This is a genomic window from Streptomyces sp. PL-29, assembly GCF_058344425.1.
This window is the reverse complement of record NZ_CP136996.1, coordinates 6,009,545-6,029,908: the sequence shown is the minus strand read 5'-3', so window position 1 is coordinate 6,029,908 and position 20,364 is coordinate 6,009,545. Positions and strand designations below refer to the sequence as shown.

Below are 20,364 nucleotides of genomic sequence, written 5' to 3'. Positions count from 1 at the left end.
CCCGCACGCCCCTGGAGGTCCTGTGTTCCCCGTATCGTCCGCCCAGCGGCGGCTGTGGTTCCTCAGCCGGCTCGGCGAGACCGGCGCCGCCTACAACTGCCCGCTCACCACCCGACTGCGCGGTCCCCTGGACCCGCAGGCGCTGACCGCGGCCCTCGGCGATCTGACCGGGCGCCACGAGGTGCTGCGGACGGTCTTCCCCGAGGTGGACGGCGAGCCCGTGCAACACATCACCGACGCGGCGCCGGAGCTGCCCCTGGTCCGCCTCGGCGAGCCCGAGCTCGCCGACGCGCTGGCCGCCGAGGCCGGGCACGTCTTCGACATCACCACCGAACTCCCACTGCGAGCACGCCTGTTCGCCCTGGGCGACGAGGAGTGGGTGCTAGCGCTGGTGATCCACCACATCGCCACGGACGGCTGGTCCTGGGGGCCGCTGCTGGCCGACCTGGCCACCGCCTACGCCGCCCGGTGCGCGGGCGCGGCGCCCACCTTCGAGCCGCTGCCCGTGCACTACCGGGACTACACGCTGTGGCAGCGCGAGCTGCTGGGCGCCGAGGACGACCCGGAGAGCCTGCTCGCCGCACAACTCGCCTTCTGGACGCGGGAACTGGCCGGCACCCCGGCCGAACTGGCGCTGCCCGCCGACCGGCCGCGCCCGCAGGTGGCGAGCTTCGCGGGCGGCTCGGTCCCCCTGGAGCTGGACGCGCAGCTGCACGGACGACTGCTCGAACTGGCCCGGCAGCACGGCTGCACCCTCTTCATGGTCCTCCAAGCCGGCCTGTCCGTCCTCCTGTCCCGCCTCGGAGCCGGCACCGACATCCCCATCGGAACCGTCGTCGCCGGCCGCACGGACGAAGCACTCGACGACCTCGTCGGCTTCTTCGTCAACACCCTCGTCCTGCGCACCGACCTCTCCGGCGACCCGACCTTCACCGACCTCCTGGAGCGGGTGCGGGAAAGCGACCTCGCCGCCTTCGAGCACCAGGAGGTGCCCTTCGAGCAGGTCGTCGAGGCGGTCAACCCCGAACGGTCCCTCGGCCGCCACCCTCTCTTCCAGGTGATGATGACCCTGGACAGCGGCGCGGGTCCCGTCTTCACCCTGCCCGGCCTGGAGTCCGCGGAGCAGACCGCCGCCTGGGACGTCGCCAAGTTCGACCTCACCGCCGACTTCCAGGAGCAGTGGGACGCGGGCGGCGCCCCGGCCGGGATCGGCGGAGCCCTGGAATATGCGACGGACCTGTTCGACCGGGCCACGGCCGAGGACCTCGCGGCCGCCCTCGCCCGGGTGCTGGAGCGCCTCGCCGCCGACCCCGCCGCGCCCGTCGGGCGGACCGACCCGCTCTCCGTCGAGCAGCGCGCACTGGTCCTCTCCGGCTGGAACGACACGGCCGCGCCGGTGCCTGCGGGGACCCTGCCCGAGCTGTTCGAGGAGCGGGCCGCCCGCACCCCCGGTGCGACCGCCCTGGTCTTCCGGGACACCGCGCTGACCTTCGCCGAGCTCGACGGCCGCGCCGACGCGCTGGCGCACCGGCTCGCCGGGCACGGGGTCGGACCGGAGCACCTGGTGGCCCTGGCCCTGCCCCGGTCCGCCGACTCCGTCGTGGCGCTGCTCGCCGTACTCAAGGCGGGCGCCGCCTTCGTCCCCGTCGACACCGACTACCCGGCCGAGCGGATCGCGCACCTGCTGTCCACCACGACCACTGTCGTCACCGACGCCGCGACCGCCCCGGGGCTCCCGGACACCGGCGGCGTCCGCATCCTCGTCGATGCGCCGGGCGCGGCCCCGGCGGGCTCCGCCGGCCCCGTCCCGGGCCGCCGGCTGCTGCCCGGCAGTGCCGCTTACGTGATCCACACCTCGGGGTCGACCGGCGAGCCCAAGGGCGTCGTCATCGACCATGCGGGGCTGCGCAACCTGTACGCCTTCCACCGGGCCGGGGTCATCGCCCGCGCGGAGGAGCTGTACGACGGCCGCCGGATGCGGATGGCGCTGACGGCCGCACTCTCCTTCGACACGTCGTGGGAGGGGCTGCTGTGGATGGTGGCCGGCCACGAGCTCCATCTCGTGGACGACGACACCCGCCGCGACGCGGCCGCGCTGGTCCGGCACATCGCCCGCGCCGGCATCGACGCCCTCGACGTCACCCCGACCTACGCCGAACAGCTCGTCGAGGAGGGCCTGCTGGACGATCCCGTACACCGGCCCAAGGTGCTGCTGCTCGGCGGCGAGGCGGCGGGCGCGGCCCTGTGGACGCGGGTCCGGGCCGCCGACGGGATGCTCTGCCACAACCTGTACGGGCCCACCGAGTGCAGCGTCGACACCCTGTGGTGGGACGCCGCCGCCAGCGAGGAGCCGCTGGTGGGCCGCCCGCTCGCCAACACCCGGGCGTACGTGCTGGATGCCGGGCTGCAGCCGGTCGCCCCGGGCGTCCCGGGCGAGCTGTACCTGGCCGGGCCGAGCCTGGCCCGCGGCTACCTGAACCGGCCGGCGCTCACCGCGGGCCGCTTCGTGGCCTGCCCGTTCGAGGACGGCGCCCGCATGTACCGCACCGGCGACCTCGTCCGCTGGGACCGCGAGGGCCGCATCGAGTACCTCGGCCGCGCCGACGACCAGGTCAAGATCCGCGGCTTCCGCATCGAACCCGGCGAGATCGAGGCCTGCCTGCGGGCCTTCCCGGAGGTGGCGCAGGCCGCGGTGCTCGCCCGTGACGGCGGCCCCGCCGGGAAGCGCCTGGTGGCGTACGTGGTGGCGGCCGCGGGGCGCAGCGCCGACCCGGCCGCGCTGCGCGGGCGGCTCGCCGCGCAGCTGCCGGACCACATGGTGCCCTCGGCCTTCGTGGTCCTGGACGCCTTCCCGATGAACCGGAACGGCAAGCTGGACCGGGCGGCGCTGCCCGCACCGGACTTCGGCGCGCTGCTGTCCTCCTGCGCCCCGCGCGGGCCCCGCGAGGAGCTCCTGGCGGAGCTGTTCGCGCAGGTGCTGGGGCTGCCGTCGGTGGGCGCCGAGGACAGCTTCTTCGAGCTGGGCGGCCATTCGCTGCTCGCGACCCGGCTGCTCTCCCGGATCCGGGCCGTCCTCGGCGGCGACCTGGGCATCCGCCAGCTGTTCCAGCACCCGACGGTGGCCGGGCTGGCCGCCTGCCTGGCGCAGGGCTCCGCGGCCGGGGCGGCCCCCCGGCCGGCCCTGACCGCGGTGGCGGAGCGGCCCGAGGCCCCGCCGCTGTCGGCCGCCCAGCGCCGGCTGTGGTTCCTGAGCCGGGCGGGTCAGTCCGCCGGCTACCACTGCCCGTTCGCGCTGCGGCTGCGCGGCCCACTGGACACCGCGGCGCTGGCCGCGGCCCTGGGAGACGTCACCGACCGGCACGAAGCCCTGCGCACGGTGTTCCCGGAGGCGACGGGCGAGCCGTACCAGCGCGTGCTGCCGGCAGGGTGCGGCGTTCCGCTGGAGCTGGTGGAGTGCGGTCCGCAGGGCACCGCCGCGGCCCTCGACGCGCTGCTGGCCCGCCCGTTCGACCTGGCCGGCCAGCCCCCCGTACGGGCGGCGCTGCTCGCGGCCGGGCCGCAGGAGTGGGTGCTGGCCCTGGTCGTTCACCACATCGCGCTCGACGGGTGGTCCTGGGGGCCGCTGTTCCGGGACCTGTCCGAGGCGTACGCCTCCCGGTGCGCGGGCGCCGCGCCCGCCTTCGCCCCGCTGCCGGTGCAGTACGCCGACTACACGCTGTGGCAGCGGGAGCTGCTCGGCTCGGAGGACGACCCGGCGAGCCCGGTCTCACGCCAACTCGCCTTCTGGACCGACGCGCTGGCCGGTGCACCCGCCGAGCTGTCCCTGCCCTACGACCGGCCGCGCCGGGCGGCGGCGGACTTCGCCGGCGGCTCCGCCCCCGTCGTCCTGGACGCCGAGCTGCACGGCCGGCTGCTGGAACTGGCCCGCGAGCACGGCTGCACCCTCTTCATGGTGGTGCAGGCGGCGCTGGCCGTGACCCTGTCCCGGCTCGGCGCGGGGGACGACGTCCCGATCGGGACGCCCGTCGCGGGCCGCACGGACGAGGCCCTGGACGACCTCGTCGGCTTCTTCGTCAACACCCTCGTCCTGCGCACCGACGTCTCGGGCGATCCGACCTTCGCTGAACTCCTGGGCCGGGTGAGGGAGATCGACCTCGCGGCGCACGAGCACCAGGACGTGCCCTTCGAGCGGGTCGTGGAGGCGGTCAACCCCGAGCGCTCCCTCGCCCGCCACCCCCTCTTCCAGGTGCTGCTCCAGGTGCAGGCCGGCGAGGACGGCACGCTCGCGCTGCCCGGCCTCGACGTACGCCCCGAGCCGTTCCGCTTCGACGTCGCCCAGTTCGACCTGACGCTGGACGTCCAGGAGCACCGGGACGCCGAGGGCCGCCCCGCCGGGATCTCGGGCTTCCTGGAGTACGCCGCCGAGCTGTTCGACCACGCCACCGCCGAGGACCTCGCCGCGACCCTGGTACGGATGGTCCGGCTGCTCGCAGCGGCGCCGGGGCTGCCGATCGGGGCCGCCGACCCGCTGACCCCCGCGGCCCGCCGGCGGGCGCTGGTGGAGTGGAACGACACCGCGCTGCCGGTGCCGGAGGCCACCGTGCCCGAACTGTTCGCGGCGCGGGCCGCCCTCGCCCCGGACGCGACCGCGCTGGTGCACGGCGCCGAGCGGATCGGCTTCGCCGCCCTCGACGCCTGGTCGGACCGGCTCGCCCATCGCCTGGTCCGGGACGGGGCGGGTCCGGAGCGGCTGGTGGCCATCGCCCTGCCCCGCTCCCCGGCGGCGGTGGCCGCGATGCTGGCCGTCCTCAAGGCCGGTGCGGCCTTCGTCATGGTGGACACCGGATACCCGGCCGGGCGGATCGCGCACATGCTGGCCGACTCCTCCCCGGCGCTGCTGGTCACGGATTCCGCGACCGCACCGCTGCTGCCGTCCGCGGAGTTCCCGCTCGTCCTCACCGACGAGGCGGACGAGGCAGACGAGGTGGACACCGCCGCCCTCGCGCCCGGTGCCGGGCAGCTGCGGCCGCCCCGGCCGGGCGACGCCGCCTACGTCGTGTACACCTCGGGGTCCACGGGCCGGCCCAAGGGCGTCGTGGTCGACCACGCCGCGCTGCGCAACCTGTACGCCTTCCACCGCGCCCACACCATGGCCGAGGCGGAACGGACCGCCCTCGGTAAGCGGTTGCGGGTGGCGCTGGTGGCCTCGCTCTCCTTCGACGCCTCCTGGGACGCCCTGTTGTGGATGGTGGCCGGGCACGAACTCCACCTGATCGGCGACGCCGAGCGGCACGACGGCGCCGCCTTCGTCCGGTATGCCGCCGACGCCGCCCTCGACGTCGTCGACACCACCCCCACGCACGCCGAGCACCTGATCGAGGAGGGCCTGCTCGACGCCCCGCCGCGGCTGCTGCTGATCGGCGGGGAGGCCGCGGGCGAGGGGCTGTGGAGCCGGCTGCGCGCCACGGAGGGGATGCTCGCCTACAACCTGTACGGACCCACCGAGTGCACGGTCGACGCCCTGTGGTGGGACACCGCGCACAGCGAACGCCCGCTCATCGGCGGTCCGGTCGCCAACACCCGTGCCTACGTGCTCGACGCGGTGCTGCGGCCGGTGGCGCCGGGGGTGCCCGGCGAGCTGTACCTGGCGGGTGCCGGGCTGGCCCGGGGCTACCTGCGGCGCCCGGGCACGACGGCGGAGCGGTTCGTGGCCTGCCCGTTCGAGGACGGGGCGCGCATGTACCGCACCGGCGACCTCGTCCGCCGGGACGGCGAGGGCCGCATGGAGTACCTCGGCCGCGCCGACGACCAGGTCAAGATCCGCGGCTTCCGCATCGAACCCGGCGAGATCGAGGCCGCGCTCGCGGCGGCGCCCGGGGTGGACCGGGCCGCGGTCACCGTCCGGGAGGACGGACCCGGCGGTGCGAAGCGGCTGGTCGGGTACGTCGTCCCGGCCTCCGGCGGCGAAGGCTGTACGGCCTCCGGCGGCGGTACGGGCTCCGCGGTGGACGCGGCGGGCCTGCGCGCCCACCTGGCGGGGATGCTCCCGGCACACATGGTGCCGTCGGCGTTCGTCGTGCTGGACGCCTTCCCACGGACCCCGAACGACAAGCTGGACCGGGCTGCGCTGCCCGCGCCGGATCCCGGCGAAGCCGAGGACGGCCGCGTGGGCCGGGCGCCGCGCGGCCGACGCGAGAAGGTCCTGGCGGGCCTGTTCGCCCAGGTGCTGGGGCTGCCCACGGACTCCGTGGGTGCCGACGCCGGCTTCTTCGACCTGGGCGGTCACTCCCTCCTGGCGGCCCGGCTGATGGCCCGGGTACGCGAGGCGCTGGGCGAGGAGCTCGGGATCCAAGACCTGTTCGCCGCGCCCACGGCCGCGGGGCTCGCCGCCCGCTGCGGCGGCCCGGTGTCGCGCGGGGACGCGGACCCGCTGGCGCCACTGGTCACGCTGCGCACGGGGGCGCCCGGCACGCCCGCACTGTTCTGCGTCCACCCGGGCGCGGGCACCGGCTGGGTGTACCGGGGGCTGCTGGAGCACCTGGATCCGCAGCGGTCCGTGCACGCCCTGCAGTCGCGGGCGCTCAGCGCGCCGGAGGCTCGGCCCGGGAGCGTCACGGAGATGGCGGCGGAGTACGCGGCGCGGATCCGCGCGGTGCAGCCGCACGGCCCGTACCACCTGCTGGGCTGGTCCTTCGGGGCGGTGGTCGCGCACGCGGTGGCCGTGACGCTCCAGCAGGACGGTCAGGAGGTGGCCGGCCTCACCCTGCTCGATGGGTATCCGGCAGCCCCCGGCGAGCCGGCGGCCCCGGCCGCGGACCCGCTGCGGGACCTGCTGGAATCGCTCGGCTATCCGCCGCGGGAGGAGTGCGGCGCGGCCGAAGGGGTGCCGCTGACCCTCGCCGGGCTGATGGCGGCGGCCGCCGCCGAGGAGGGCCCGCTGGCGGTCTTCGACGGGGAGACCGTCGCCGCCCTCGGTGGGGCCTACGTCCACCACGACCGGCTGGCCGCCGCCCACCGTCCCGGGGTGTTCCGGGGTGCGGTGACGCTGGCCGCCGCCGCCCACGAGCAGGACGCGCCCGGGCCGCGGGTGTGGGAGCCGTACGTCACCGGCCCGGTCGCCCATCACGAAATACCCTGTGCGCACGGCGAGATGATGGCGTCCAAGCCCGCCGCCGAGATCGCCGCGCTGCTGGTCGAGGGCATGGTGGGCCGGTGAGCGCCGGTCGCGGCGCGCTGCGCCGCCGGGACTTCCGGCTGCTGTGGGCGGGGGAGTCCGTGAGCCAGTTCGGGAGCGCGGCCACCCGGGTACTGCTGCCGCTGATCGCGGTGGACACGCTGGACGCGGGGCCCTTCACGATGGGGGTGCTGGGCGCCGCGGCCTGGGTGCCGTGGCTGCTGTTCGGCCTGCCTGTGGGTGCGTGGACCGACCGGATGCGCCGCCGGCCGGTGATGATCGTGTGCAACGCGGTGTCGGCCCTGCTGATGCTGTCGCTGACCGCCACGGTCTGGCTGCAGGTCCTGACGACCGCTCAACTGATGCTGGTGGCGGTTCTGGCGGGCACCGCCGACGTGTTCTTCCGGGCCGCCTACAGCGCGTACCTGCCGACCCTACTGCCGCACGAGGAGCTCGCCGACGGCAACGCCCGGCTCCAGACCAGCGAATCGGTCGCGGAGGTCGTCGCACCGGGGGCGGGCGGGGCGCTGGCCCAGGCCGGGGGCGCGGCGGCCGGTTTCCTCGCCGACGGGCTGAGCTTCCTGGTCTCGACGGCGCTGCTGCTGCGCATCCGGACCCCGGAAGGCCCGCCGGGCGGCGAGGAACGGGCCGCCGGCCGACGGTCGTTGGTCACCGAGATCCGCGCGGGCGTGGCCTTTCTCGCCCGGGATCCGTTCCTGCGGACGATCCTGCTGTGCGACGCGGCGATGAACCTGTTCCTGGCCGGGGCGCAGTCCCTGTCGATCCTGTTCCTGAGCCGGACGGTGGGTGTGCCGGGCGCGCTGATCGGTGTCCTGATCGCGCTGGCCGGGCTGGGCGGGGTCCTGGGCTCGGTGGTCTCGCCGCGCCTGGCCCGCCGGTTCGGGACGGCCCGGGCGGTCCTGTTGTGCGCGTTCTGCGGAGGCCCGTTCGGGCTGCTGATCCCGCTCACCACGGACGGGGTGGGGCTGCTGGCCTTCCTGGTCGGGGAGTTCTGCCTGATGACCGGGGTGGTCGCCGGGAACGTCATCATCGTGAGCTTCCGGCAGGCTTACTGCCCACCGGACATGCTGGGTCGGGTCGGCTCCACCATCCGCTTCGTGATGTACGGAACGATTCCCGTCGGCAGCCTCCTCGGCGGCTCCCTCGGCGCCCTCCTCGGCGAACGCGACGCCCTGTGGCTCCTCTACGGCGGCAACGCGCTGTGCGCCCTGCTCCTCCTGACGGGCCCACTCCGCGCCGGGCAGGACCTCCCGACGGTCCCGGAGCCGGCCGAGGAGGGGAACGGGGTCGCCCCGTGAGCGGCCCAGGAGCCGGCTTCTCCCTGGAATGGCAGGTCAGCGCCAGGACCAGGTCCTTATGCCGCCGCGCGAGACCGCGTTCAGGGCTGGGCGGCCGACGAAGGAGAATCCGCTGATCTGCCGGTACGCCGCATCGCGGAAGACGAGCGGGCCGGACACCCACTCCTTCGACGCCGCCACCGGCGATGAGGAGGAGGACCGCAGTGGCCCAGGTTTTCTCCCCAAGTGGTGCACATTCGCTGCCCGTTACGGAGCTCTGGCCCACTGGTCGTGGCGTGGCCAGGCAGGATGATCAGAGGGCGATGGAGAGGCATGGACCGTGTGCGGCTACGGCGATGCGTCGCCGTAGCCGCCATCCGAACCGTTCGGGTTCCCGCCACGAGCCGACCCATGCTCAGTGTGGAGGTTCTCGCACGCCGCAGCCGCGTGGCCAGGGCAGGTCTCGCTCTCCCCGGAGGCGGTGGCCGGGTGCGGTCAGGTCGGGCCGTAACCCGGGTATCCGTTGACGAAGGCTTCGTAGAGCAGGTAGGCATTTGCGGACTCGACCACGAGGCCGAAGAGGACGAGGAACATGGTCACGGCCACGGAGCCGGCCTTCTCGCCGCGGGACTCCGGGACCCGCACGATGTGCGGCTTGTCCGGATGGTAGGCGGCCTCGACGGTCGGACCGCCGCCGCGATGGTGCAGGGTCCGGTTCTCCCCGTGCAGGTCCGTGTAGACGTACGTGCCGAATCCGCCGCCCATGATGCGCGAGTGTCCGACCTGTCGGGCCTGGACCGTGATGCCGTCGCGCGGCAGGTACCACTGGAGGTAGAGGTCCTCCACACCCATCCGCGCGTAGGCCAGGCTCGCCGCGCCGACCGGCCCGACGAGCAGGGTCAGGAGCGCGACGATCCACTGGCCGTGGATGCCGACGGCGAGCGCGAGGGCGAAGAAGACGGACCCGACCGAGACCAGCCCGATCCGCGTCCTGCGACGGCCTCTGCGTCTTCGTTCCTCGTCCGGCGTCTCGGTCAGGACCCGCACGACGACCAGCGCCGAGCCGTCGACCGGTTCGGCCCCGGCCGCGCGTTCGGGCAGGTTCGCGGTGACCGCGTCGGCAAAGAGCGCCGCGGCGGCCTCGCTCACGTCGGCCAGCGCGTGCACGGCGGGCGCCGCCCCTGCGCGTGCGGTGAGTTCGACGGCGAGCGTGCGCCCTTCGGCGCGGATACGTGCGACGGCCGGGAGCGGGATCCGCACCTCCTCGTCGGGGCGACGCAGGACGAGTGCCCCGTCCTCGTAACGGAGCGTGGCTCCGAGGGAGTTGCGGAGAACAGGTATGGGTGAGGTGGTTGGCATGTGCTTCATCGTAGGGTCGCGCGCTCAGAGGAGCGCGGCAGGGCGGCGATTGCCGGGTTTCGGGATGAGCGTGCAGGTCCTCGCCGACCCCTTCGGCCGGCTGCCGTGGGCCTCGCCGGCCCTGCCCGGCGCCGTCCACGATGTCCGCGCGGCCCGCGAACACGGCATCGTCGACGCCCTTGCCGAGGTCGGCGTCACCTGCCGGGCGGACCAGGTCTATCGGGGTGCCGGTGGAACGGTCCGCACCCCCTACTGGGACCGCTGGGAAACCCCTTCCACCGGTCAGAAGGCTGTCAACCGCGCGCGAAGATCCGCGCACTCGTCGAGCAGGCCATGGCCACCCTCAAGGCTGGCGACTCCTCCGCAAGATCCGATGCTCGACCACCCGCATCACCGCACTCGTCCAGGCCGTCGCCGTCCCGCACCTGGCACGTGGCGCGTCATCGGGGAACAGGTTGATAACCCACCGGAACGGCTCACGCACCGGGATCGGGATGATCGCCGAGGGCCGGCCCGCCCACCGCCGTATGCACGATGCGCGTGCGTACGACGACGACGCGGGGCAACCCGCTATGCCGGCTCCGTTTCCGGCTCACCGCTCGCCGGCAAGGTTCAGGTCTCCGGAACGGGCGTCGCTCGAAGGAAGATCCACCGGCTTGGGGCGACGCCATGAGTGAGCGATCGGACGAGAGATCGGACGCCACCAGGGATCCACGGGCAGCGGTCCGGCAGGCTCGAAAGGCTCGCCGGGACGCGGGAGCGCCACCAACTGGCCGCCCTCTTCGGCGGCGTCGACCGTCCACTCCCCCGGCTCCGCCCAGGCATGGAGAGCGAGGTTGAACGTGCCCCAGTGGATCGGCAGCATCGTGCCGTGGGGGGTGCCGCCCTGGAGGTCGAGGTGGGCCCGCATGCCTTCCTCGGGCGTCATGTGGATGTCGGGCCAGTACTCCGAGTAGGCCCCGATCTGGATCATCGTGGCGTCGAAGGGGCCGTGTGCGGAACCGATCTCCGCGAAGCCGGGGAAGTATCCGGTGTCGCCGCTGTGGTAGATCCGGTGCTCGTCGCCCGCGACCACCCAGGAGGCCCACAGGGTGTGCTGCTGGTTGCGCAGACCGCGGCCGCAGAAGTGCCGGGCGGGGGTCGCCGTGAGCGACAGCCCGCCGATCCTGGTGGTCTCGTTCCAGTCGAGCTCGCGCAGCCTGTCGGGCGACACGCCCCAGCGCTCCAGGTGGGCACCGACGCCGAGCGGCACCGCGAAGAGCGTGTCCGTACCGGCCAGCGCCTTGATCGTCGGCAGATCGAGGTGGTCGTAGTGGTCGTGCGAGATGACCACGACGTCGACCTCGCCGAGCGCGGCCAGCGGGAGCGGCACCGGGTGAAGCCGCTTGGGACCGGCGAAGGGGAAGGGTGAGCAGCGCTCGCCCCACACCGGGTCGAAGAGCACCCGGTGCCCGTCGATCTCCGCGAGCACACTGGAGTGACCCATCCAGGTCAGTCGCAAACCGGTCGCGGACGGTTTCGCCAGGTCCGCGAGGGTGGTGGGGTGCACGGGGACGACCCCGGCGGGGCTGCGCCCGAGCCGCTGCTCACGGTGGAAGTAGATCTTCGCGAACTCCGTCATCGACCCGGAGGGCCTGTTCCGGGCCCCGACCGGGTTCTGGAAGACGCCGTCGGCGAAGTTCGGTGAGCGGCGGATCCGCTCCAGCCTGGCGCCGGACGGGTCCGCGCCGAAGGCTTCGGGCCGCAGGGCGCGCAGCCGAGGACGGAGGGGACGGGAGCCGGTCAAAGCGCCTCCAGGGAGGGTGCGGTCGGTGCGGTCGTATCGCTACGCCCATCCCAACGCACACCGGCCCCGAAGGATTCCGCCCGCCCCTCCCGACCCTTCCTGCGTCGTCCCGTCCTCCCGCCTCGCCCGCGTCCGCAGCGGCTACAGCGGCAGCAGGTCCGGGCGCTTCGCCTCGACGTGGTCACCGGAGGACTCGCCGCGCAGTCGACGGCCGATCCAGGGCACCAGGTACTCGCGGGCCCACTGGATGTTGTCGCGGGTCACGTCCACCGAGCCGCGCGGGCGCAGCTGCGGCCACGGCTGGTCGGGGTCGGCCGGCACCTCCAGGCCGAGCACCTGTGCGGCGCGCAGTGCGACACGGGTGTGGCCCTCGGGTGAGAGGTGCAGCCGGTCCGCGTCCCAGGCGCGCCGGTCCTGTACCGACTTCAGCGACCAGAGGTCGAGCACCGGGCAGTCGTAGCGGTCGGCGATCGCGCGCACGTGGGCGCTGTACGTCGCGACCTTGCCGCGGATGTGCTTGAGGACGGGCACACCGCGGGTGTCGAAGCCGGTGGTGATCATGACGTGGCCGACGGCTCCGGTGAGGTCGGCCACGGCCGCCTCGAAGCGTTCCGCCACGTCGTCCGGGTCGCTGCCGGGTCGGATGATGTCGTTGCCGCCCGCGCAGAAGGTGACCAGGTCCGGCGCGAGGGCCTTGGCCCTCGGCACCTGGTCGGCCACGATCTGGTCGAGGAGCTTCCCGCGCACCGCGAGATTCGCATACCGGAAGTCGTGCTCTTCGCGCTGATCGGCCAGGAGTACGGCGAGCCGGTCCGCCCAGCCGAGGAAGGAGTCCCCGGGCCCCGGGTCCCCCACGCCCTCTGTGAAGCTGTCCCCGATCGCCGCGTACGAGCCGATGGTCCTGAGTTTCGTCGTCGTCGCTGCCACGAGAACCCATCCTTCACTCCCGTAACCAACCTACGCCAACGTAATGAGGGGTTGACGGGCCGTGATCTGTACCACGCGGGGGATAAGGAATAAGTACGCGTGGGGCCGGGACCCCCCTCGGGTCCCGGCCCCACGCGTGTCCGGGCTCCGCCGGAGGATGCCGTCAGAGGCTGGCGCCCTTCGAGCGGAGGTAGGCGATCGGGTCCATGTCCGATCCGTAGGAGGGGCTGGTACGGATCTCGAAGTGCAGGTGGGGGCCGGTCGAGTTGCCGGTGGAGCCGGAGAGGCCGATGGCCTGGCCGGCGGTGACGCTCTGCCCGGAAGAGACCGAGAGCTGGGACAGGTGGGCGTACTGGGAGTACTTGCCGTCCGCGTGCCGGATGACGACCTCGTTGCCGTACGCGCCGCTCCAGCCGGCGGACACCACGGTGCCCGCGCCGACCGCCTTGACCGTGGTGCCCATGGGGGCGATGAAGTCGACACCGGTGTGGTAGCCGGAGGACCACATGGCGCCCGCGACCTTGTACTGGGTGGAGACGCCACCGCCGACCGGGGCCACGAAGCCGGAGGCGGCCGGCTGCACGGCGGGCGCCTCGACGGGGGCGGCGGGGGCCTCGGGGGCGGATTCCTGCCGGGCCTGCGGGACGGCAGCCTGCGCGGCCGGCTTCGACCCGGTCGTGGGGGCCGTCTTCACGGTGGCCCCGGGGGCACTGCGCGGGGCGGGTACGGCGCCGGCCCGGGAGGCCTCGCCGCGGCCGCCGAGGGTCAGCTTCAGGCCGGGGTGGATCAGCGACGGGTCGCTGCCGACCGCCTCGCGGTTCTGCTCGTACAGCCGCTCCCAGCCGCCGGGCAGGTGGTGCTCGGCGGCGATCATGGAGAGGCAGTCGCCCGGGACGACGGTGTAGACGGTCGGGGTGGCGGCCTGGACGGCGGTCGGCGCGGCGACCCGGACGGCGGCGGGGGCCTGCGGTGCCACGGCGGGGACCACCGTCGGGGCGCCGGCCGCGTGGGCGCCGGCCGCACCGATCAGCGGCAGGGCGAGGGCCGCGCCACCGGTGCCTGCGACCGCGAATCCGCGGGCCATGGGAAGGGACTTGGGACGGCGGTGCTTACCCTTTGCAGGCATGGCGCATTCCTCTCCGGCGCCTGCGAGGTGAGCTGTCGGGTTCGGACTGGAGATGCCCGGCGGTTCATGTGCGGGACATGAACCGCTTAACCCCGAGCCGCACCGGAGAAAAGATCTCCGGCACGGCGGCCTACCTGGTTCCCCCGCTCCTGCCGCGCGAAATCGTTCGGTTGCGGTTTCCGGGCGGCGGCAGGATTCGGCGATCCACCCGGATCGATCGCGAAGGTAATCCCTTGTGGGCACACCGAACAAGCCGTGAATTCCCTGACGGATTCACAGGCATGAGGGACTGCCGGAATTCCGGTCACCCTCCGTCCATTCCGCTCCCCCAACAGCCGCGCCCATCGGGCCATTCGGCCCGGACGATCAGGCACTCACGGTCACCGTATGATCTGCCTCACGGGGCGGTGCCCGATCTCGCCTCCGGATACGGCAAGTTGGCGCCAAATAGCTTAATTCGGACAGTCGCCCCAGCAGAAGACGGAGGAGTTCCCGTGACCCAGCAGATACAGGAGCCGGAGCTGACCGGAGTGCGCAATTTCCGCGATGTAGGCGGATTGCCGACTTCTGATGGACGAAGGGTTAAGGCGGGACGACTGTTTCGAAGCGGACATCTCGCGCATGCCACCGAAACCGATGCAGCGTTCCTCGCCTCGCTCGGCCTCCACACCATCTTCGACTTCCGCAACGGCGCCGACCACGCCCTGGAGGGGCCGGACGTCGAGCTGCCCGGCGTACGGAACGTCAACATCCCGCTCTCGGACCCGGCGGACGGCCGGGAGTTCTGGCGGCTGGTCCGCGATGGCGACCTCGACCAGCTCCGCTCGGTCCTGGGCGGCGGCAGGGCGGCGGCGCGGATGGCGAACTCCTACCGCGGGATCATCCGGACCCGTACCGCCGAGCACAGCCGGGTCGTGCACGCCATCGCCGAGGACAGCGTCCCCGCCCTCCTGCACTGCGCCGCCGGCAAGGACCGGGCCGGCCTCTCCGTCGCCGTCACCCTGCTCGCGCTCGGCGTCGAGCGCGAGGCGATCGTGGCGGACTACCTGGAGTCCAACGCCCCGCACCGCCGCTACCGGGTGCGCCGCAGCGCGGAGTCGGCCGAGGCCCGCTCGCCCGAGGTGATGGAACTGCTCGCGCCGCTCTTCGACGCCCGCGCTGAGTACCTGATGGCCGCGTTCGACACGATCGACGAGATCTGGGGCGGGGTGGACCGCTACCTGGCGGAGGGCCTCGGGCTGACGCCCGAGACCCTCGACAGGCTGCGGGACCGGCTCCTGGTCTGACCCGCCGGCCGGAGCCGGCCCCGGGGGGAGCGGCGTGGCCCGCACCGGAGGGAGGCGGGCCGTCAGCGCGCCGCGACGGCCTGCTTCACCAGCGTCCTGCCGAAGTCCCACATCAGGCCCGACCCGCCGTGCGCCTCGTCCATGAGCTCGCGGAAGGCGCCGACGAAGCGGTCGACGTCCCGCTCGTCCAGGACCAGTGGCGGAATCAGCTTGATCACCTCCAGATGGTCCCCGGAGACCTGGGTGAGGATGCGGTGCTTCTGCAGCAGCGGTACCACGACCATCTGTGCGAAGAGGCCCTTGCGGGCCGCCTGGAGCATCGCCCAGCGGCTGCGCAGCCCCAGCGAGGAGGGCCGCCCGAACTCGATGCCGATCATCAGGCCGCGGCCCCGCACCTCGTGCAGCAGCTCGTACTCGCCCACCAGGGACGCGAGCCGCCCGCGCAGCAGGTCGCCGGTCGTGCGGGCGCGGGCCACGAGCTGCTCGTCCTCCATCACGGACAGCACCGCCAGCCCGGCCGCCATGGCCTGCGCGTTGGAGCCGAAGCTGGCGGAGTGCACGAGCACCCGGTCCATGGACGAGTAGACCTTCTTGAAGATCCAGTCCTTGCCCAGGGTCGCGCCGACCGGCACGTAGCCGCCCGACAGCGCCTTGGCCACGCAGACCAGGTCGGGCTCCACACCGGGCTCGTGCTGGTACGCGTAGAAATCCCCGGTACGCCCCAGTCCGGTCTGCACCTCGTCCGCGATCAGGAGCGCTCCCCGCCGGTGCAGCAGCTCCTGCGCGGCGAGCAGGAATCCGGGCGGGGCGGCATGGACGCCCTTGCCCTGGATCGGCTCCACGACGAAGGCGGCGACGTCACCCCGCTTCAGCTCCCGCTCCAGGGCGGCCAGGTCGCCCAGCGCGACCCTGGTGTCGGGCAGCAGCGGTGCGAAGCCGTCCCGGAATCCACCCTCACCGTTCACCGAGAGCGAGCCGGTGGTCAGCCCGTGGAAGGCATGGTCGCAGTAAAGGACCCTGGGACGCCCGGTGGCGTACCGGGCGAACTTCAGGGCCGTCTCCACGGCCTCGGTGCCGCTGTTGCCGAAGAAGACCCGGTCCAGGTGGGGGCTGTACGAGAGGAGCTTCTCAGCCAGCAGCCCGGGCAGCGGCTGGCAGTCGAAGCGGGTGAGGTCGGCGAGCTGGGCGTCCAGCACGTCGTGCAGCGCCCGCCGGACGACGGGGTGGTGGCGGCCCAGGCCCATCACTCCGAAGCCGGCCAGCATGTCGAGGTAGTCGTGGCCTTCCGCGTCCCAGAAGTGGGCGCCCTCGGCCCGCTCGTAGACCTTGTCGAAGCCGATGGTGCGGAGCATTCGGGGCAGTTGGTGGTTGAGGTGGCGGGCGTGCAGCTCGTACCGTTCCGCCCCGCGCGCAGCCAGCAGGGCGCCGAGGTCGAATCCCCCGCCCCGGCCCCCTTCCGCCGGACTCATGCCGACCTGTCCCGGTTGCCTCCGACCGTCTCCCGGGCGGCCCGCAGGGATTCCTTGAGGGAGCCCATGGTGGCGAGGACGGCGGTGGGCTCGTAACCGCAGTGCGCCATGCAGTTCGCGCAGCGCGGGTCCTTTCCGCGTCCGTACTTGTTCCAGTCGGTCTCCTCGACGAGCTCCCGATAGGTCGGCACGTAACCGTCGCTCATCAGGTAGCAGGGGCGCTGCCAGCCGAAGAGGGAGTAATTCGGAATGGCCCAGGCCGTGCAGGGGAAATCGGCCTTTCCTTCCAGGAAGTCCAGGAAGAGCGGCGAGTGGTTGAGCCGCCAGCGCCGCCGGTTGCCGCCTGCGAAGGCCTTCCTGAAGAGTTCTCGGGTCTGGTCGACGCCCAGGAAGTGTTCCTGGTCCGGCGCCTTTTCGTAGGCGTAGGCGGGCGAGATCATCATTTCGTCCACCTGCAGGTCGTCATTGAGGAAGTTGAGCACCTCGATGATCGTCTGCGGGGTGTCGGTGTTGAAGAAGGTGGAGTTCGTGGTCACCCGGAATCCGCGCCTCTTCGCTTCCTTGATGGCTTCGACCGCCTCGTCGAAGACGCCTTCCTTGGCCACCGACTCGTCGTGGCGCTCGCGCAGACCGTCGATGTGCACCGCGAAGGCGAAGTACGGGGAGGGCGTGAAATTCTCGATCTTCTTGCGCAGCAGCAGGGCGTTGGTGCACAGGAACACGTACTTCCGCCGGGCGACCAGTTGCCGCACGATCTCGTGGATCTGCGGGTGCATCAAGGGCTCGCCGCCCGCGATCGACACCATCGGCGCACCGGACTCCAGCACGGCCCCGACGGCCTGCGCCACCGGCATGCGCTGCTTGAGCACCCCTGCCGGGTGCTGGATCTTCCCGCACCCCTCACAGGCCAGGTTGCACGCGTAGAGGGGCTCCAGTTCCACGATCAGCGGGAACTTCTCCCGCTTGCGGAGCTTCTGTTCGAGCAGATACGTCCCGACCCTGATGGTCTGGCGCAGCGGCATGGCCATCTGGCTCACCTCCTGGGGAGCAGCGAAGAACGGTGCCATTCGTAGAACGCGGGCAGTACGGCACGCAGAACACGGAAGGCCGATATTCCCCCGCGCACCGTGCCGATGCGGACGAGCTCGTGCTCCGGGGCGTCCACGATCACCCGGACGGCCGCAACGGGCCGGCCGGCGCCCCGGACGGCGGCCCGGAGGGTCGCCGCGGACTCCATGTCGACCGCGACGGCGCCGGTGGCACGCAGCTGCGCGCGCTCCTGGCCGCGGACGACGTGGTCGGACCCGGTCAGCGGACCGATGTGCACGGTCCGGCCGTGGGCGGCCCGGGCCAGCGCCTCGGCCAGCAGCGCGGTCCCGGTACAGGCGACGGTCCCCCGCGGGTCGCGGGTCTCCTCCGCGACGACGAGGTCGCCCGGGCTCATCCCGGGGACGAGCCCGGCACAGAACCCGGTGGCGAGGACGGCGGCCCGCTCCGTCCCAGCCCCCTCCAGGGCCCGGAGCACGGCCCGTTCGGCCGCCCGCGGGCCCATCCCGGTGCGCAGCAGGGTGTACGCCCCGGCCCGCGCGGGGTCCGGCCCGCGGGCGGAGCCGCGCCCCGCGCTGCGCAGAGCCGCCTGCTCGATGCGCAGCGCGCAGGCGACGAGCAGCGGGCCGGTCTGCGGGGCACGGTCACCCTCGGCGCCGGACATCAGGGCCCCCCGGCAGGCGAGCCTGCCGGGGCGGAAGGCTCCCCGTACAGGTAGCGGCCGAGCGCGGTCAGCGGGAACACCTGCCGGTACAGGTGGTAGTTGATGGAAAAGTCCCAGGGGAAGCCGGTGCCGGTGAAGTACGGCTCGTCCCAGGAGCCGTCCTCCCGCTGGGTCTGGACCAGATGGGCGATGCCCCGCTCGACGGCCTTGCCGTCGCGTTCCCCGGCCGCCAGCAGAGCCATGAGGGCCCACGCGGTCTGCGAGGCGGTCGAGGCGCCCTTCCCGGCCCACGAGCGGTCCTGGTAGGAACGCTGGTCCTCGCCCCAGCCGCCGTCCTCGTTCTGTACGGATTCCAGCCAGTGGACCGCGCGCCGGACCGCGGGGTGTCCCTGGGCGATGCCCGCCGCGGTGAGGGCGGGCACCACCGAACCGGTTCCGTAGACGTAGTTGGTGCCCCAGCGGCCGAACCAGCTGCCGTCCGGCTCCTGCGCGTCGAGCAGCCAGGCGATGCCGCGGCGGGTGCGGGCGTCGCCCGCCCGGCCCTCGAAGGCGAGCATCTCCACGACGTGGGCGGTGACGTCCGCCGACGGCGGGTCGATGACCTCGCCGAAGTCGCAGAAGGGCAGCTTGTTGGGGAAGGGGCTGGTGTTGTCGGCGTCGAAGGCACCCCACGCGCCGTCCTTCGACTGCATGCCGAGGTTCCAGGACACGCCGCGGGCGATGGCGGCGTCGACCCGGACCGGGTCCGGGTGCCGGATCCGGCGCAGGGCGAGGACGACCTCGGCGGTGTCGTCGATGTCGGGGTAGGTGTCGTTGTGGAACTCGAACGCCCAGCCTCCGGGGGCCAGTCCGGGACGGCGCACCGCCCAGTCTCCGGTGCGCGTGATCTCCTCGCCGAGCATCCAGTCCGCGGCCTTGACCAGGGCGGGATGGTCGGGGCGCACGCCCGCGTCGGCGAGGGCGATCGCGGCGAGGCAGGTGTCCCACACCGGGGACTGGCAGGCCTCGATCATCCGGGCGCCGTCCGCGCGCCGCACCGCGAACCGATCCAGGGATTCCAGTCCCGCGCGCATCACCGGATGGCCGAGGTCGTAGCCGAGCAGGTGCAGGGCGATGACGGAGTACACGGCGGGCGGCTGGATCCCGCCCCAGCAGCCGTCGTTCTCCTGGCGCTCGACGATCCAGCGGGCGGCGGTGCCCATGGCCGCCCTGCGCAGCCGGCGCGGGGCGAACCGCCGGTAGACGTGCAGGGCTTTGTCCATCCGCTGGAAGGCGCCGTCCCAACTGGTCAGCGGGGCCAGGCGGGGTGCGGGGTAGGGTCTGCACGCGTCGCTGTGCAGCTCGTCGAGGGCGAAGGGGGCGGGGCGGACCGGGCGCATCGCCGAGACCACGGTGAGCGGGACGATCGTCTGGCGGGCCCAGCAGCCGAAGTCGTAGATGTTCAGGGGGACCCAGGGCGGCAGGAACACCAGCTCGGGCGGGAGTTCGGGCAGGTGGTCCCAGCTCCACCAGCCGAAGAGGGCGAGCCAGATGCGGGTGAAGACGCGGGCGGCCGCGACCCCGCCGTTGGCCCGGATCCAGGCCGAGGCGCGGCTCATGTGCGGGGCGTCCGGCGGGTCCCCGGCCAGGCGCAGCGCGACGTAGGCCTCGATGGTCGCGGAGAGTTCGGGCGGGCCGCCGTGGAAGGTGGCCCAGGTGCCGTCCTCGCGCTGCTCGCCACGGATGAAGAGGGCGGCGGCGTACGTGGTGGCCTCGTCGCGGATGCCGAGGAACTGCCGCAGTAGGAGGTCCTCGGCGTCCATGGTGACGTTGGTCTCCAGGTCGCCCTTCCACCAGCCCGCGGGGTCCTGGCGGTCCAGGAGGTGCCGGGTAGCGCGTGCGGTGGCCTCGTACACCTCGCGTGGGCCGCCGTCCGGCGGTGGCGGCAGGTCCGCCGTGGCGTGTCCCGCGCCGGGCGCACCCGGTTGCCGGTGGGCGGGCGGCGGGCCGGCGCGCCGGCCCGGGTCGGGCGGGGCGGTGACCCGCTCCGTGACCGCCACCGGCCCGGGGGGCGCGGCGCCCGCCGGCGGGCCGGCCGCGGCGGCCGGGTCGGGCGGCGGGGCGCCCTGGGTGGATTCGCTGCCGGCGCCGGCGCTCTCTGCGCTGCCGTCGGTCGTCGCTGTCATGGCTTCCCCTTAGAACAGTGTCCTGTGCTGTGCTGGGGTCTGCCGTCGGCCGGTGCGCGCCTC

12 protein-coding genes, 1 pseudogene and 1 riboswitch are annotated in these 20,364 nt (G+C 73.3%); of the genes and pseudogenes, 4 read left to right on the top strand and 9 right to left on the bottom strand.

The window, feature by feature from the left end:
• The first annotated feature begins 22 nt into the window (after positions 1–22).
• The gene (locus R4Z63_RS27595; RefSeq protein WP_384447570.1) at positions 23–7,216 is read left to right on the top strand and encodes an amino acid adenylation domain-containing protein; all 7,194 of its coding nucleotides are present in this window, start codon (positions 23–25) and stop codon (positions 7,214–7,216) included.
• A complete protein-coding gene (locus R4Z63_RS27590; protein ID WP_384447567.1) occupies positions 7,213–8,493 on the top strand; it encodes an MFS transporter in 1,281 nt (426 codons plus the stop codon). Before R4Z63_RS27595 ends, R4Z63_RS27590 begins: the two co-directional genes overlap by 4 nt.
• Before the next feature lie 36 nt (positions 8,494–8,529).
• Here R4Z63_RS27590 and R4Z63_RS27585 read toward each other — a convergent pair whose 3' ends face one another.
• Both R4Z63_RS27585 and R4Z63_RS27580 read right to left on the bottom strand, forming a co-directional pair.
• The gene (locus R4Z63_RS27585; RefSeq protein WP_384447564.1) at positions 8,530–8,652 is read right to left on the bottom strand and encodes a hypothetical protein; all 123 of its coding nucleotides are present in this window, start codon (positions 8,650–8,652) and stop codon (positions 8,530–8,532) included.
• Between the two features lie 315 nt (positions 8,653–8,967).
• A complete protein-coding gene (locus R4Z63_RS27580) occupies positions 8,968–9,831 on the bottom strand; it encodes a hypothetical protein (RefSeq protein ID WP_384447561.1) in 864 nt (287 codons plus the stop codon).
• A 61-nt stretch (positions 9,832–9,892) separates the two neighbouring features.
• On the opposite strand from R4Z63_RS27580, the pseudogene R4Z63_RS27575 reads away from it, so the two are divergent.
• Positions 9,893–10,271 (top strand): annotated as a pseudogene (locus R4Z63_RS27575) (transposase family protein); the annotation flags it as partial.
• 152 nt (positions 10,272–10,423) lie between these two features.
• Here R4Z63_RS27575 and R4Z63_RS27570 read toward each other — a convergent pair.
• The 3 genes from R4Z63_RS27570 to R4Z63_RS27560 form a co-directional block, all read right to left on the bottom strand.
• Complete coding sequence (locus R4Z63_RS27570) at positions 10,424–11,617, bottom strand: MBL fold metallo-hydrolase (RefSeq protein WP_384447558.1); 1,194 nt, start codon at positions 11,615–11,617, stop codon at positions 10,424–10,426.
• A gap of 141 nt (positions 11,618–11,758) precedes the next feature.
• The gene (locus R4Z63_RS27565; RefSeq protein WP_384447555.1) at positions 11,759–12,544 is read right to left on the bottom strand and encodes an SGNH/GDSL hydrolase family protein; all 786 of its coding nucleotides are present in this window, start codon (positions 12,542–12,544) and stop codon (positions 11,759–11,761) included.
• 163 nt (positions 12,545–12,707) lie between these two features.
• A complete protein-coding gene (locus tag R4Z63_RS27560; RefSeq protein ID WP_384447552.1) occupies positions 12,708–13,670 on the bottom strand; it encodes a M23 family metallopeptidase in 963 nt (320 codons plus the stop codon).
• A 2-nt stretch (positions 13,671–13,672) separates the two neighbouring features.
• A riboswitch (cyclic di-AMP (ydaO/yuaA leader) is annotated at positions 13,673–13,849 on the bottom strand.
• A gap of 315 nt (positions 13,850–14,164) precedes the next feature.
• On the opposite strand from R4Z63_RS27560, the gene R4Z63_RS27555 reads away from it, so the two are divergent.
• Positions 14,165–14,956, top strand: coding sequence for a tyrosine-protein phosphatase (locus tag R4Z63_RS27555; protein ID WP_384447549.1), 792 nt, complete (start codon positions 14,165–14,167; stop codon positions 14,954–14,956).
• 62 nt (positions 14,957–15,018) lie between these two features.
• Here the strand turns inward: R4Z63_RS27555 and R4Z63_RS27550 are convergent, their stop codons facing one another.
• Genes R4Z63_RS27550 through shc form a run of 4 tightly spaced genes read right to left on the bottom strand, consistent with a single transcriptional unit; the run spans position 15,019 to position 20,301 of the window.
• Complete coding sequence (locus tag R4Z63_RS27550; protein ID WP_384447546.1) at positions 15,019–16,425, bottom strand: aspartate aminotransferase family protein; 1,407 nt, start codon at positions 16,423–16,425, stop codon at positions 15,019–15,021.
• On the bottom strand, positions 16,422–17,453 hold the full coding sequence (hpnH, locus tag R4Z63_RS27545) for an adenosyl-hopene transferase HpnH (protein ID WP_037916054.1): 1,032 nt from the start codon (positions 17,451–17,453) through the stop codon (positions 16,422–16,424). Before hpnH ends, R4Z63_RS27550 begins: the two co-directional genes overlap by 4 nt.
• Positions 17,454–17,458: 5 nt before the next feature.
• Entirely contained in the window at positions 17,459–18,136 is a 678-nt protein-coding gene (locus R4Z63_RS27540) for a phosphorylase family protein (protein WP_384447543.1), read from the bottom strand.
• A complete protein-coding gene (gene shc / locus R4Z63_RS27535; protein ID WP_384447540.1) occupies positions 18,136–20,301 on the bottom strand; it encodes a squalene--hopene cyclase in 2,166 nt (721 codons plus the stop codon). The genes R4Z63_RS27540 and shc overlap by 1 nt, the downstream gene beginning before the upstream one ends.
• Positions 20,302–20,364: the final 63 nt, after the last annotated feature.